Origin of the sequence: Vibrio hepatarius, from assembly GCF_018860525.1 — a bacterium.
GTDB lineage: Bacteria > Pseudomonadota > Gammaproteobacteria > Enterobacterales > Vibrionaceae > Vibrio > Vibrio hepatarius_B.
Genome location: NZ_JAHKPM010000032.1, coordinates 1 through 13,886 on the forward strand (window position 1 = coordinate 1; position 13,886 = coordinate 13,886).

Here is a 13,886-nt window from a genome sequence, read left to right on the forward strand (position 1 = left end):
TCTGTTGGACAGAAGAGTTTTTACTATAGTGCACTGCATCACGGAATAGAGTCATTTATGTACCTCCAGTGGTCACTTCTGACGACACGCTTGTGAGTATTGAATGCTAACATATTGATGGATAATGTTTGTCTTTAACACGTTTTAGATTAGTGGCTAAGAGTTCATTTTCACATTTGTACAATTTTAGTGAGAAATGCTGTGCTTTTTTATTGCTTGGCATAGCAAAAGTCTTCGCTTTTAGAATTTTATTACCCAAGCCAATTAGTTTTAACCCATGGGGTATCCTCATGGGTTTTTTTGTTAATACAGTTCTTTTAGTTTTCGAGTTAATGTATTTCTCCCCCAACCAAGTACTTTAGCGGCGTCTTGTTTATGACCCTTAGTATGCGCCAAAGCGGCTTCTAGAAGAATACGCTCAAATTCTGGCTGGGCATGACTAAGTATTTCCGTCTCACCTTCCGTTAACGATTGTTTAGCCCAATTAGAAAGTTGATTTTGCCAGCTGGTATTAATCTCCCCACCAGTGTTTGTTTTACTTGTAGAGAGTTCCGGAGGAAGGTCCGGTGGTAAAATCTCATTCCCACTTGCCATCACTGTTAGCCACCGGCAAGTATTTTCGAGTTGCCTAACATTGCCCGGCCAATTGAGTTCGGTAAGTATTTGTATGGTTGACGGGTGGAGAGTCTTGGTCTCGACTTCAAGTTCTTGTGCAGCTATAGATAAAAAGTGGAGGGCTAGTGTTTTAATATCTTGTTTTCTTTGGTGCAATGCAGGTATATGTATACGTATTACATTAAGTCGATGAAATAAGTCCTCACGAAAATCGCCGTGATGGACGAGATTTTCTAGATGCTGATGTGTGGCTGCTATGATACGAACATCGACTTTGATAGGAGAGTGTCCGCCGACTCGGTAGAACTGACCGTCAGCGAGTACACGAAGTAAACGAGTTTGAATATCAAGCGGCATGTCGCCAATTTCATCAAGGAATAAGGTACCGCTATTCGCTTGCTCAAAGCGTCCTTTACGTATGCCATTTGCACCAGTGAAGGCCCCTTTTTCATGACCAAAGAGCTCGGATTCAATCAGATCTTTTGGGATGGCAGCCATGTTAAGTGCAATAAAAGGTTTGGTGGCTCTAGGGCTATGTCGATGAAGAGCTTTAGCGACTAATTCTTTGCCTGTTCCGGATTCGCCGTTTATTAGCACAGAAATCGAAGACCGTGAAAGCCGGCCAATGGCGCGAAAGACTTCTTGCATTGCTGGTGCTTCGCCAATAATTTCTGGGGCATTATTGCTATTAATCTCATCTAGGTTTTGATCACGTTGTTGTTCTTGACGGTGAGCGATGGCTCTTTCAACTAAGCTGAGGGTTTCGTCGACGTCAAATGGTTTGGGTAGATAATCAAATGCGCCTTGTTGATAAGCATTAACGGCAGCATCCAAATCTGAATGCGCTGTCATTATGATTACTGGCAATTCTGGGGAGGTTTGATGCACTCGCTGCAACAGATCCATGCCGCTTAGGCCAGGCATACGAATATCAGAGACCAATACATCTGGCACTTCACGTTCTAGCGCGATAAGTATACTTTCAGCTTCAGAGAATGTTTCGCATCTAATATTGGCTGATGAAAGGGTTTTTTCTAACACCCAGCGGATGGAACTGTCGTCATCGACGACCCATACATATCCTTTACTCATAAAACATTTGTCCTTTAAGCAATGCCACTCAAACAATTGAAATCGGTAGATAAATACTAAACTTTGTGTGACCAGGCCAACTTTCTAAATCTATTTTTCCTTGGTGCTGGTCGATTAAGTTTTGGGCGATAGATAATCCAAGTCCTGTCCCCCCTTCTCTTCCGCTCACCATGGGGTAAAAAAGGGTATCGTGTAGCTCATTTGGGACACCAGGACCATTATCAATAATGTCTATTTGTGCTGCTAATTTACAGTTTTGACCATGGATATTAACTTGGTGTACGGCTCTGGTACGGATGACAATATGGCCATGTGGTTGGCGCTGTAGAATTTGTCCAGCGTTACTGACGATGTTTAATAAGGCCTGTTCTATCTGATCAACATCAAGTAAAAACTCTGGCAAGCTTGGGTCATAGTCTCTTTCAATCCTCACGTATGTTCCGATGTCCAGTTCTACAAGCTGGCGCACTTTTTCAAGAATAAGGTGTAAATTCTGGCGTTGTTTTTGTCCTGGCTTTTGTGGGCCAAGAAGCCTATCGACCAATACTCGTAATCTATCAGCTTGTTCAATGATCAGTTGGGTATACTCAACCATGGAATGGTCTGGGAGCATACGTTCTAAAAGCTGCGCAGCACCTCTAAGGCCGCCAAGAGGGTTTTTTATCTCATGTGCTAGCCCTCTAACCAATAGCTTTGCAGCTTGCTGTTGGGCATGCTGATTGAGTTCTTGTGACAAACGACGTTGCTGTTCTACCTTTCTTAATTCAACTAATAGCAGTAGCTGCTTTTGACATGAAATCGGACTGACTGTTATTTCTAGAATGAGAGGCTTACCATCGATGACTAAAGTGAAATTGCTGTCGGTCAAACTTTGACCAGTTTGAAGTGGTCGTGATAGCCAAGTTAAATCAATTGATGGGTTTTGAATTAGGCTTGGTAACCGCTGCTCAGTAATGCGTTTGGTATTTTGAGCAAATAGTTGCTCTGCTGAAGAATTTGCATAGTGGATTTGCAGTGATTCGTTGACAATAATCACTGCGGTCGTTTGATGACTGAGTATGATACTTTTGAGCTCGCTGTCCACAGCCTGTCCTCATTCATGAAAGCAAGATAATAATTCGCACCAAAATGGTGCAACCTTGTCTTTAGTATGGCCTATAGATTCAAATACAAGAAGTAAAAATGATATTAGTTAGTAGACTTAGTAAGTATCTGATATTGCTTGATATAAAAAAGGCTCACCAAAAAGTGAGCCTATTCTAATACTACCATTCTTCAGTCATCACACTGAGTAATAAAGTTCAAACTCAAGTGGATGAGTGGTCATGTTTACTTGAGCAACATCTTGGGACTTGAGATCGATGTAAGAATCAATAAAGTCATCAGAGAATACGCCGCCAGTAGTTAAGAACTCACGATCTTGGTTGAGTGAATCTAGGGCATCTTTGAGTGAATATGCGACGGTTGGGATCTCTGCAGCTTCTTCTGCGGGTAAATCGTAGAGATCTTTATCCATTGCTTCACCTGGGTGAATCTTATTTTTAATGCCATCAAGGCCAGCCATAAGCATTGCAGCAAAGCATAAGTATGGATTCGCTGACGGGTCCCCGAAGCGAACTTCAATGCGTCTTGCCTTCGGACTTGGAACTACAGGAATACGAATAGAAGCGCTGCGATTTCGAGCCGAATATGCCAGCATGACAGGGGCTTCGAAGCCAGGAACAAGGCGTTTGTAAGAGTTGGTTGATGCGTTAGCAAACGCGTTGATTGCACGAGCGTGTTTGATGATACCACCAATATAGTAAAGCGCTGTCTCAGAAAGACCGCCATATTTATCGCCCGCAAATAGATTCACTCCATCCTTGGCAAGGGATTGGTGGACATGCATACCGCTACCATTATCGCCCACGAGTGGTTTAGGCATAAAGGTCGCTGTTTTACCAAAGGCATGAGCAACGTTGTGTACTACATACTTATACACTTGGATTTCATCGGCTTTGGAAGTTAGGGTATTAAAGCGAGTGGCAATCTCGTTTTGTCCTGCAGTGGCAACTTCATGGTGATGTGCTTCTACCACTAGCCCCATTTCTTCCATGATGAGACACATTGCGGAGCGGATATCTTGAGATGAGTCCACAGGAGCAACAGGGAAATAGCCACCCTTAACGCCAGGACGATGACCTTTGTTGCCTTCCTCGTAATCTGACCCTGTGTTCCACGCAGCTTCTATATCATCAACCTTGAAAAACGAACCTGACATATTTGTTGCGAATTTTACATCATCAAAGAGGAAAAATTCAGGTTCAGGCCCAATAAGCACAGTATCTGCAACACCTGTTGAGCGCATGTAATCCTCGGCGCGTTTAGCGATTGAACGAGGATCTCTGTCATAGCCCTGCATTGTCGTTGGTTCAAGAATGTCACAGCGAATGTTTAGAGTCGCATCTTCAGTAAATGGGTCCAGCACTGCTGATGAAGCATCTGGCATCATAACCATGTCTGATTCATTGATACCTTTCCAACCAGCGACGGAGGAGCCATCGAACATTTTGCCTTCTTCGAAGAAGTCTGCATCGACTTGGTGAGTTGGGATAGAGATATGCTGCTCTTTCCCTTTAGTATCGGTAAAACGCAGATCTACAAACTTAACTTCGTTTTCTTGGATCAGCGACAGAACGTTTTCAACTGACATCTTGGATAACCTCCAGTGTTATTAAAGCAGTATTGGCTTGATTGAATATAAAAATCTAGCATTGATTAATTTTGTTTCAACTGTATTAATCGATGCTCAATCTAGTATAAGCTAATACCATGCCAATATTTTAAATCTTTAAATTCAGATATTTATATGATCTATCACCACTTTGGTGCGAATTTCTGCACCAAGGTGAAGTCATTTTGCACCATTATGGTGCTATGATGTACTTTTACACTATTTTGAAATCAAAGACTATTTCATTCCTTTGATAATTACTACTGGCGTCAGTGAGTAATGGTGTATTGGTGGAGTGATATTGTGTTTCTTTGCCACTGGTTGCGAAGAAAACTAATGTATCAGATCACATATTTCTGGGTTTTTCGCTAGAATCTGGTACATTACGGTCGTTTTTTTAATCAAATAGGCACTGCTCATTAAATGTCCAATTTAAGAGGGTTGCTTTTTTTATAAGTGAATCAAAATCCATGGCTACTCCACAGATTGATAATTTAAGAAATATTGCGATCATCGCACACGTTGACCACGGTAAAACAACGTTGGTTGATAAACTGCTGCAACAATCAGGGACATTAGAGTCTCGCGGTGAGGCTGAAGAGCGAGTCATGGACTCGAACGATATCGAGAAAGAACGTGGTATTACCATTCTTGCGAAAAATACAGCAATTAACTGGAATGATTACCGCATTAATATCGTTGATACTCCTGGACACGCAGACTTTGGTGGTGAAGTTGAGCGTATCATGTCGATGGTAGACTCTGTTCTACTTATTGTTGATGCTGTTGATGGCCCTATGCCACAAACTCGCTTTGTCACCCAAAAAGCGTTTGCGCACGGTCTTAAACCGATCGTGGTTATTAACAAAATTGACCGTCCAGGAGCAAGGCCTGATTGGGTTATGGACCAAGTATTCGACTTATTCGATAACTTAGGTGCGACGGATGAGCAATTAGACTTTAAAGTTGTGTATGCTTCTGCTCTTAACGGCTGGGCTTCTCAAGAAGAAGACGAAATTGGCGAGAATATGGAGCCACTATTCCAAACTATCGTTGAGCAAGTAGCGCCACCTCAGGTTGACCTAGACGGTCCGTTACAGATGCAAGTTTCTCAGTTAGACTACAGCTCTTATGTTGGTGTTATCGGTGTTGCCCGTGTTACTCGTGGTAGTGTAAAGGCTAACCAACAAGTAACAGTAATCAGCGCTGATGGTAAAACTCGTAATGGTAAAGTGGGTACTGTTATGGGTTACTTAGGCCTTGAGCGTCATGAAGTAGAACAAGCAAATGCGGGTGATATTATTGCTATTACTGGTCTGGGCGAACTTAAAATCTCAGATACGATTTGTGCGCAAAACGCTGTAGAAGCTCTGCCGCCATTATCGGTTGATGAGCCTACCGTTACTATGACTTTCCAAGTTAACACCTCTCCATTTGCGGGTAAAGAAGGTAAGTTTGTTACCTCACGTAACATTCTAGAACGTCTTGAAAAAGAACTGGTACATAATGTTGCATTGCGAGTAGAGCAAACAGACGATCCAGATAAGTTCCGCGTGTCAGGTCGTGGTGAACTTCACCTGTCTATCTTGATCGAAAATATGCGCCGTGAAGGTTTTGAGCTAGCGGTATCTCGCCCTGAAGTTATTATCAAAGAACAAGATGGTCAGCTTATGGAACCGTTTGAGATAGTGACTATCGATGTGATGGGAGAGCATCAAGGTGGCATAATGGAAAACATTGGCCTGCGTAAAGGTGAACTAAAAGATATGTCACCGGATGGCAAAGGTCGCGTGCGTATGGACTTTGTCATGCCATCTCGTGGCTTGATTGGTTTCCAAACTGAGTTTATGACGTTAACTTCAGGCTCTGGTCTGCTATACCACACGTTTGATCATTATGGCCCACATAAAGGCGGTAATATTGGTCAGCGTATCAACGGTGTATTGGTTGCAAATGCGGCTGGTAAGGCATTAACCAACGCGCTATTTAATCTACAAGAGCGTGGTCGTATGTTTATCGGTCATGGTATTGAAGTATACGAAGGTATGGTGATCGGTATTCACAGCCGCGATAACGACTTGACGGTTAACGCCCTTAAAGGTAAGCAGCTAACCAACGTTCGTGCCTCTGGTACTGATGACGCTCAGGTTCTTACGCCGCCAATCATTATGACTCTAGAGCAAGCACTTGAGTTTATTGATGATGATGAGTTAGTAGAAGTAACACCAGAAAGCATCCGTATTCGCAAGAAATTCCTAACAGAAAGCGACCGTAAGCGCGAAGCGCGAAGCGCTAAGTAAAATTACGCCAAACAATACTCTAAAGCCCCGTAGAGCCTCTCTGCGGGGCTTTTTTCTATTCTGATTCCACAATTCATGCCCACTCAAATATTTTTCCAATAAATATCATATGCTTGAGTTGAACAAACAATTAATGCATATTGTTTTCTCGTATACATGGAACGTATCGTGCGTAGAACAAGCAAATAATGGATTTATCTTGGTAAAGTTTTCGTTTAGATAATGTCTCGATCTCTTATTTGCTTGCGGCACTGCGTATCTTAATTTATTAGTCGCAGTCTTAGATCATGAACTTTTTGATAACTAAGATTCTGAGCTGCTATTTATTTAAAGATATGGAGATCAAATGAATTTTAATAAGACTCTACTCGCTACATTTTGCAGCGCATCCCTATTTTCCGCCTCAGCTATTTCGGCTGAAGATTCACTAACTATCGGTATATCCCAGTACCCATCAACTCTTCATCCTGCGATAGATAGTGCCGTGGCGAAAAGGTATATCCGAGGCTTTATTCAGCGTGACTCGATAGGCTTTGATCAAAATTGGCAATTGACTTGCTTTTTGTGTGAGAAAGTACCGACTTTTGAAAATGGGTTAGCTACCATTATTGAGCGCCCAAATGTTAAGCAAGGAGAGAGCCAGCAAGGGATAAAAATGACTATTCGGCTGAAAAAGGATTTATTCTGGGGAGATGGAACACCAGTGACCAGCCAAGATATAGCGTTTTGGTATCAGGTAGCGACATCGCCGGATGTACAAGGTAATCCGGAGTTATCTCTTGTCAGGCAAATTGAAAAGCTAGATGTGGTTGATGATTATACCGTTGATATGTATATCGACAGAATTACTTATGAATACAACTCTAGCCTTAGACCTAAGGTTCTTCCCCGTCATCTTGAGGAGCCTATTTTTAAAGCTAATCCCAAAGAGTATCACCTTAAGACCAAATACGTGACTGAGCAAACTAATCCTGGTTTGTACAACGGACCTTATATTATTGAACAAGCCAAACAAGGTCAGTTTGTAAAGCTTGCCAGTAATCCATACTGGAAAGGTAAAGCGCCTCACTTTGATAAAATCACATTAAAAACAATCACAGATACGCAGGCACTACAGGCTAATCTGCTTTCTGGTGATATTGACTTTATTCCGGGTGAACTTGGATTGACGTTAGATCAGGCATTACAGTTTGAAAAACGCTATGGCAGTAAGTTTAATGTTGATATTCGCCCTGCAGCCTTGTATGAGCACTTGGACTTACAGCTAAATAACTCCCATTTAAGTGATGTTCGGGTGCGTCAAGCCTTATTGTATGGCCTTGATCGCGAGCTGCTAACGAAAAAGTTGTTTGAGGGCAAACAATCTGTGGCAAGTTCAAGTGTTAGCCCTCTAGATTCGATTTTTGATCCCAATACGCCCTCTTATGGTTATGATCCTGAGAAGGCAAAGCAGCTACTCAAAGCAGCAGGATATAAATTGGTCAACGGCGTACAAATGAAAGATGGTCAGCCGCTGGTGTTGGAATTTATGACCACAGCTGGCAATAAAACCCGTGAGTTAGTGCAGCAGTTTGCCCAAGGACAATGGAAAAAAGTTGGCATTAAAGTGGTAATAAATAATCAACCGGCGCGGGTTTACTTTGGCACAACCCTTAATGAGCGTAAACATAAAGGCTTAGCCATGTTTGCTTGGTCAAGCTCACCAGAGGGCTTACCTAATACTGTATTGCATTCTGAGCATATACCTACCAAAGAGAATGGTTGGTCTGGGCAAAATTATGCAGGCTATTCAAGTGCCCATATGGATGAATTAATTGATCAAATAGAAGCTGAAGTGAATACAGAAAAGCGCAAGCATCTTTGGAAAAGCTTGCAGAAGCTTTATGCCACCGAGCTGCCTGCGCTGCCCCTTTTCTATCGCTCAGAGAGTTACATTTATCCTAAGTGGTTAATTGGTGTGGAGCCAACAGGACATCAGTATTATTCGAGTTTTTGGTCGGAAAACTGGGCGCGAGCAAACTAAGCGGTAGGCATATCTATGAGTGATGTAGTATTAGATGTTCGCAATATGAGTGTGGTCTTGGGGCCACATTTTGCGGTGAAAGATGTCAGCTATCAGATTCGCGCTGGTGAAATTTTAGGTGTGGTTGGGGAATCAGGCTGCGGTAAGTCGCTGACCTCTCTTGCGATAATGGGTCTTTTGGATAAGCAACTGGCACTATCGGGTGAGATCTTATTTGCGGGCGAGAACTTGGTTGGCATGAGTGAAAAACGTTATCAACATATTCGTGGTGAAGGCGTTGGTATGATTTTCCAGGAGCCGATGACAGCACTTAACCCTGTTGTTACCGTTGGTGAACAAGTGGCAGAAATGTTTTTGGTTCATGAAGGTGTATCTAAAGCTGAAGCAATGAACCGAGCAATAGAAATGCTAAGGCAAGTCCATATACCCTACCCGGAAAAGAGAGCGAAAGCGTTTCCTCATGAGCTGTCTGGCGGTATGCGCCAACGGGTAATGATTGCTATAGCGCTGGCCTGTAAGCCCAAAGTGTTGATTGCTGATGAGCCTACCACAGCACTGGATGTGACAGTACAAGCTCAGGTTCTTGATTTGCTCGAAGAGCTAAGGGAAACCACAGGTACTGCTATCCAATTTATCAGTCATTCACTTGGTGTGGTATCGCAAATCTCTGATCGCGTTATGGTGATGTACGCAGGGCAAGTGGTTGAGATTGCCGATGTAAACGATATTTTTGATAACCCACAACACCCTTATACTCAGGCGCTGCTGGATACAATCCCTCGGGTCGGCGCTGATATCAAACGTTTGCCTGCTATTCCTGGTAGCGTGCCGCCTCTCGATAAGAGAGGTGAGAACTATACCTTCCGTGATCGCTGCCCTGAGCTTTTCGATCATTACGTCCAACTAGCGCAGCAGCGCAACGGTCAAATAGCAGGGGGATATTGATGTCACTATTAAAAGTGAATAATCTACACAAATACTATGTGCTTGAAGCGGGCTCTTTATTTGGACGTAAGCCTCAATATCTGCATGTGACAAAAAATGTATCTCTTAGTTTAGAGGCAGGTAAAACCTTAGCTGTGGTGGGTGAGTCTGGCTCGGGTAAGTCGACCCTGGGTCGAATGGTCAGCATGCTAGATAGGCCTGCTTCAGGGGATATTTACATATCAGGACGTGAGGTTTCCCGCCTAAGTTCAAAGCAGCAAAGACAAATACGCCAACGTATTGGTCTGGTTTTTCAAGATCCTTATTCTGCACTGAACCCAAGAATGCCTATTTTGGACTCTCTGATTGAACCAATGAAAGTCAACAAAATAGGTAACCGTGACTCTCAACGAGAGCGCGCACTGGAAGTACTGGAATGGGTTGGAATGCATGAAGATGTATTGACGCGTTATCCCCATGAATTTTCAGGCGGTCAGCGGCAGCGTATTGCTATTGCTCGCGCACTGATGCTTAAACCAGAGCTTATTATTGCTGACGAACCTCTCTCTGCATTGGATGTATCCGTCCAGTCTCAAATTCTTAATTTATTTAAAGATTTGCAAGAGCAGCATGGCATTGCCTTTTTCTTTATTAGCCATGATATGGCGGTGGTATACCACTTAGCGGATGAAGTGATGGTGATGAAAAATGGTGAGGTAGTCGAGCGGGCTGACAAAACCAGCTTCTTTGCCCACCCAAAGCACCCTTACAGTCAAGAGCTGCTTAATGCTGTACCTGATATTGGTAAAGCGAGGCGTCGTAATCAGTTAGAGAGAAAGTCAGCATGAGAGTAATCAACATTCAGTACTTAGGGGGATTCAGATGAAGCGCTTTATAATCTCCCGTTTTTTGCAAATGATGCTGGTACTCTTTTTAGCCTCATTTGCTGCATACAATTTGATGGGACTTATGCCCGGTGACCCTATCGATTTATTGGTGCAAAGTAATCCAAGTATGACTTCTGAAGATATCGCTCGGCTTAAAGCAGAGCAGGGGCTCGATAAGCCTGTCTATGTGAGATATTTTATCTGGCTTAAAGATGCCATGCATGGCGATCTTGGCTACTCTCGCATGTTTGCTCAGCCAGCAGTCGATGTTTTATGGGATGCGATGAAAAACACCTTGATCTTGGTTGGTAGTGGAACACTGTTATCGATTTTAATTGCTCTGCCTGTCGGGGTGCTATGCGCAGTGAAGCAAAATAAAGCAACAGATTATATTATCAGTGGTTTGACTTATCTATTTCTATCAACGCCAGCGGCATGGCTTGCGCTAATGCTGATCATGATTTTTGCGGTGGTATTGCCAATCTTCCCAGCTGGGGGGACAGGAGAAGCTGAAGGCGCTGAAGGTTTGGCTAAGTTGGAGTATATGTTTTTGCCAATATTGAGCTTAACTCTGCTTAGTATCGCGTCCATTTCACGTTTTATGCGCTCAAGTATGCTGGAGGTATTTAGACAAGACTTTGTGCGCACCGCTAAGGCCAAGGGATTGTCATCGAGACGAGTATTACTTAAACACTGTATAAAAAATGGCATGCTTCCTATGATTACAGTTCTTGCGATGGATGTGGCTGGGCTATTGAGTGGGGCTGTGTTAACTGAAACGATTTTTAGTTGGCCAGGCATAGGAAAGTTAACTGTTGATTCTATTAATGGCAATGACTACAACGTGGCTATGCTGTGTTTTATGGTTGCGACTACAGCAATATTAGTGATGAACTTTATTGCGGACATACTTTACTCCAAAGTTGACCCTAGAATTGATTTAACCAAGGGGAGTATTCAATGAGTTATATAGTAAAACGCAGTCAAAACCCTTGGTTTCAGGTCACGCAACGTTTGTCTCGACATAAATTGGCTATGCTATCGCTCGTGTTTTTATGTTTGCTGGCGTTAGTTTGCTTTGGCGCTAATCCAATTGCATTTTGGCTAGGTGTTGACCCCTATGCAGATGACTTGTTCTCTCGTTTCTCACCACCAAGCGATCTTAATCTACTTGGTACCGATGAGCTTGGGCGTGATATTTTTACCCGCTTGCTTTTAGGTGGTCAAGTGTCACTGACTTTTGCCTTTATGGCCGCCTTAACTACGTCTATCATAGGCACGGTTCTTGGCGTGGTTGCGGGCTATTATGGAGGTAGAGTCGATGCTTTTATTATGCGTAGTGCTGACTTCATTATTAGCTTGCCTAGTATTATGTTGCTTATACTGATTCAAAGCGTGGATATGACGAAATTAGGTTTATCTGAAGAATTGGTGCGCAGTGATAGCTTTAGTATCTATCGATTAGTGATTGTACTCTCTATTTTAGGATGGCCCTTTGCTGCTCGTTTGGTTCGTTCGAATACTCTATCTGTAAAACATAGGGAATATGTGCAGGCGGCGATTGGCTATGGAGCAAGTCACTGGTTTGTGATGTTAAGACATATTATCCCCAATGTAATCTCCCCGGTCATAACCGCGACAACTTTAGGTGTAGGTGGGGCTATCTTGACTGAAAGTGCGCTGAGCTTTTTAGGTTTTGGCATTAACCCACCGACGCCGTCTTGGGGTAATATGCTACAAAACGCTCGCGAAGCGATGTGGCTTTATCCTATGGCTGCGGTGTATCCCGGCATTATGGTTCTAATGACGGTTATCACGATTAATTTCTTGGGTGATGGGTTACAAGAGGCCATTGATCCTAAGTCTTAGGTAAATACCATGGCCTGTTGACCGAGCAAGCGGGTTTAAACTTGTCGTATATACAAGCCTTGGTAATTTAGTTTTGGTTAGGAGAAACCATGTTGGACATTGAGCAGCTGAGTAAGCAAGGTCTATGCTTTGGGCGATATCTACTCAAGCGCATGAACCATGATAGAGTCAACATTAATGCTGGCTATCTGGCTTATATAACCTTACTTTCCATTGTTCCTATGCTGACAGTGCTACTGTCGGTTTTATCTTCGTTTGCCGTTTTTGCTAATTCTGGCGATGTGATCCAGGATTTTGTGATTACTCACTTCGTTCCAGCGGCAGGAGATGCCGTCAAACAGGCATTACTCGAATTTGTTGCAAATACAGGTAAGATGACGGCAGTGGGTGGTTTGTTTCTGTTTGTAGCTGCTTTGATGTTGATTTCAAATATAGATAAAAACCTAAACTATATCTGGCGAGTTGAACAAAAGCGTCGCATGGTATTTTCTTTCTCTATGTATTGGATGGTTCTCACACTAGGCCCGATTTTAGTCGGCGCGAGTATCGCTGCTACCTCATATTTTACCTCATTAAAAATACTCGATAGTGAAGCTATTTCAGGTGTTTACGAACTATTATTGCGTTGGTTGCCGTTCTTACTATCATTTTTTGCTTTTATGGGACTTTATATTCTCGTTCCCAATAAAAAGGTCTATATTTCTCATGCGCTTGTTGGCGCTATCATTGCGGCATTATTGTTTGAAGCAAGTAAAAAGGGTTTTGCGGCATACATAACGCAATTTCCATCGTATCAACTTATTTATGGTGCATTAGCTGCGATTCCGATTTTGTTTGTCTGGGTATATTTATGCTGGTTAATTGTATTGATTGGTGCAGAGATCACTGCTGCCTTAGGTGAACGTGAGCAGTGGAGTGATATTCAAGAAGTGGTAAACTTGGCGGCTGAAAATCGGCAGCAAGAAGAAGGAAAGCGCAGTGATAGCACTGATCCAAAGAGTAAGTGAGGCCGCAGTTCGCGTTGATGGTGACGTGATTGGCGAGATAAAGTGTGGATTACTGGTTTTATTAGGTGTTGAGAAAGGTGATGATGAAGCAAAAGCTAAACGTCTTGTGGAGCGGGTGACATCTTATCGTGTGTTTGGCGATGAAGAAGGTAAAATGAACCTCAATGTTAAACAAGTTAGCGGCCAAGTGCTGGTAATATCTCAGTTCACCTTGCCTGCTGATACTACTAAAGGGACACGAGCTGGTTTTTCTCGTGGTGCTCACCCTGCAGATGCAGAACGTCTATATGATTACTTTGCTAACCAGTGTACCGAGATTATACCAACAGAGTGTGGTCATTTTGGCGCAGATATGAAAGTTTCATTGGTCAATGATGGTCCAGTGACATTCTGGTTACAGGTATAAAGTTAGACTAAAAGGCTGGTGCCTTAGCGCAGCCATTAACAGGGATTTTT

At 42.9% G+C, this 13,886-nt stretch carries 11 protein-coding genes; 8 read left to right on the forward strand and 3 right to left on the reverse strand.

Annotated elements, in window-relative coordinates; all coding sequences use genetic code 11:
• Positions 1 to 303 precede the first annotated feature (303 nt).
• The 3 genes from glnG to glnA all read right to left on the reverse strand — a co-directional run bounded on the left by glnG (position 304) and on the right by glnA (position 4,399).
• The gene (glnG, locus tag KO511_RS08720) at positions 304 to 1,707 is read right to left on the reverse strand and encodes a nitrogen regulation protein NR(I) (RefSeq protein ID WP_215987063.1); all 1,404 of its coding nucleotides are present in this window, start codon (positions 1,705 to 1,707) and stop codon (positions 304 to 306) included.
• Positions 1,708 to 1,735: 28 nt separating this feature from the next.
• On the reverse strand, positions 1,736 to 2,791 hold the full coding sequence (gene glnL, locus KO511_RS08725; RefSeq protein ID WP_215987064.1) for a nitrogen regulation protein NR(II): 1,056 nt from the start codon (positions 2,789 to 2,791) through the stop codon (positions 1,736 to 1,738).
• Positions 2,792 to 2,989: 198 nt separating this feature from the next.
• Positions 2,990 to 4,399: a glutamate--ammonia ligase gene (gene glnA, locus KO511_RS08730; protein WP_215987065.1), complete on the reverse strand. Its 1,410-nt coding sequence runs from the start codon at positions 4,397 to 4,399 to the stop codon at positions 2,990 to 2,992.
• Between the two features lie 491 nt (positions 4,400 to 4,890).
• On the opposite strand from glnA, the gene typA reads away from it, so the two are divergent.
• The 8 genes from typA to dtd all read left to right on the forward strand — a co-directional run bounded on the left by typA (position 4,891) and on the right by dtd (position 13,836).
• Positions 4,891 to 6,720, forward strand: coding sequence for a translational GTPase TypA (gene typA, locus KO511_RS08735; RefSeq protein WP_215987066.1), 1,830 nt, complete (start codon positions 4,891 to 4,893; stop codon positions 6,718 to 6,720).
• Between the two features lie 346 nt (positions 6,721 to 7,066).
• Entirely contained in the window at positions 7,067 to 8,743 is a 1,677-nt protein-coding gene (locus KO511_RS08740; protein ID WP_215987067.1) for a peptide ABC transporter substrate-binding protein, read from the forward strand.
• 15 nt (positions 8,744 to 8,758) lie between these two features.
• Positions 8,759 to 9,688 carry an ABC transporter ATP-binding protein gene (locus KO511_RS08745; protein ID WP_215987068.1) on the forward strand — a complete coding sequence of 310 codons (930 nt, stop codon included), beginning with the start codon at positions 8,759 to 8,761 and terminating at the stop codon, positions 9,686 to 9,688.
• On the forward strand, positions 9,688 to 10,515 hold the full coding sequence (locus KO511_RS08750) for an ATP-binding cassette domain-containing protein (RefSeq protein ID WP_215987069.1): 828 nt from the start codon (positions 9,688 to 9,690) through the stop codon (positions 10,513 to 10,515). The genes KO511_RS08745 and KO511_RS08750 overlap by 1 nt, the downstream gene beginning before the upstream one ends.
• Before the next feature lie 34 nt (positions 10,516 to 10,549).
• Positions 10,550 to 11,518, forward strand: coding sequence for an ABC transporter permease (locus KO511_RS08755; RefSeq protein WP_215987070.1), 969 nt, complete (start codon positions 10,550 to 10,552; stop codon positions 11,516 to 11,518).
• A complete protein-coding gene (locus tag KO511_RS08760) occupies positions 11,515 to 12,423 on the forward strand; it encodes an ABC transporter permease (protein WP_215987071.1) in 909 nt (302 codons plus the stop codon). The genes KO511_RS08755 and KO511_RS08760 overlap by 4 nt, the downstream gene beginning before the upstream one ends.
• A gap of 89 nt (positions 12,424 to 12,512) precedes the next feature.
• Complete coding sequence (locus tag KO511_RS08765; RefSeq protein ID WP_436840215.1) at positions 12,513 to 13,430, forward strand: virulence factor BrkB family protein; 918 nt, start codon at positions 12,513 to 12,515, stop codon at positions 13,428 to 13,430.
• A complete protein-coding gene (gene dtd, locus KO511_RS08770; RefSeq protein WP_215987072.1) occupies positions 13,402 to 13,836 on the forward strand; it encodes a D-aminoacyl-tRNA deacylase in 435 nt (144 codons plus the stop codon). Before KO511_RS08765 ends, dtd begins: the two co-directional genes overlap by 29 nt.
• Positions 13,837 to 13,886: the final 50 nt, after the last annotated feature.

Excerpts from the sequence above, each read along its gene's own strand:
- glnG (WP_215987063.1), bottom strand. The coding sequence starts at position 1,707 with ATGAGTAAAGGATATGTATGGGTCGTCGATGACGACAGTTCCATCCGC.
- glnA (WP_215987065.1), bottom strand. The coding sequence starts at position 4,399 with ATGTCAGTTGAAAACGTTCTGTCGCTGATCCAAGAAAACGAAGTTAAG.
- typA (WP_215987066.1), top strand. The coding sequence starts at position 4,891 with ATGGCTACTCCACAGATTGATAATTTAAGAAATATTGCGATCATCGCA.
- KO511_RS08740 (WP_215987067.1), top strand. The coding sequence starts at position 7,067 with ATGAATTTTAATAAGACTCTACTCGCTACATTTTGCAGCGCATCCCTA.
- KO511_RS08745 (WP_215987068.1), top strand. The coding sequence starts at position 8,759 with ATGAGTGATGTAGTATTAGATGTTCGCAATATGAGTGTGGTCTTGGGG.
- KO511_RS08750 (WP_215987069.1), top strand. The coding sequence starts at position 9,688 with ATGTCACTATTAAAAGTGAATAATCTACACAAATACTATGTGCTTGAA.
- KO511_RS08755 (WP_215987070.1), top strand. The coding sequence starts at position 10,550 with ATGAAGCGCTTTATAATCTCCCGTTTTTTGCAAATGATGCTGGTACTC.
- KO511_RS08760 (WP_215987071.1), top strand. The coding sequence starts at position 11,515 with ATGAGTTATATAGTAAAACGCAGTCAAAACCCTTGGTTTCAGGTCACG.
- KO511_RS08765 (WP_436840215.1), top strand. The coding sequence starts at position 12,513 with ATGTTGGACATTGAGCAGCTGAGTAAGCAAGGTCTATGCTTTGGGCGA.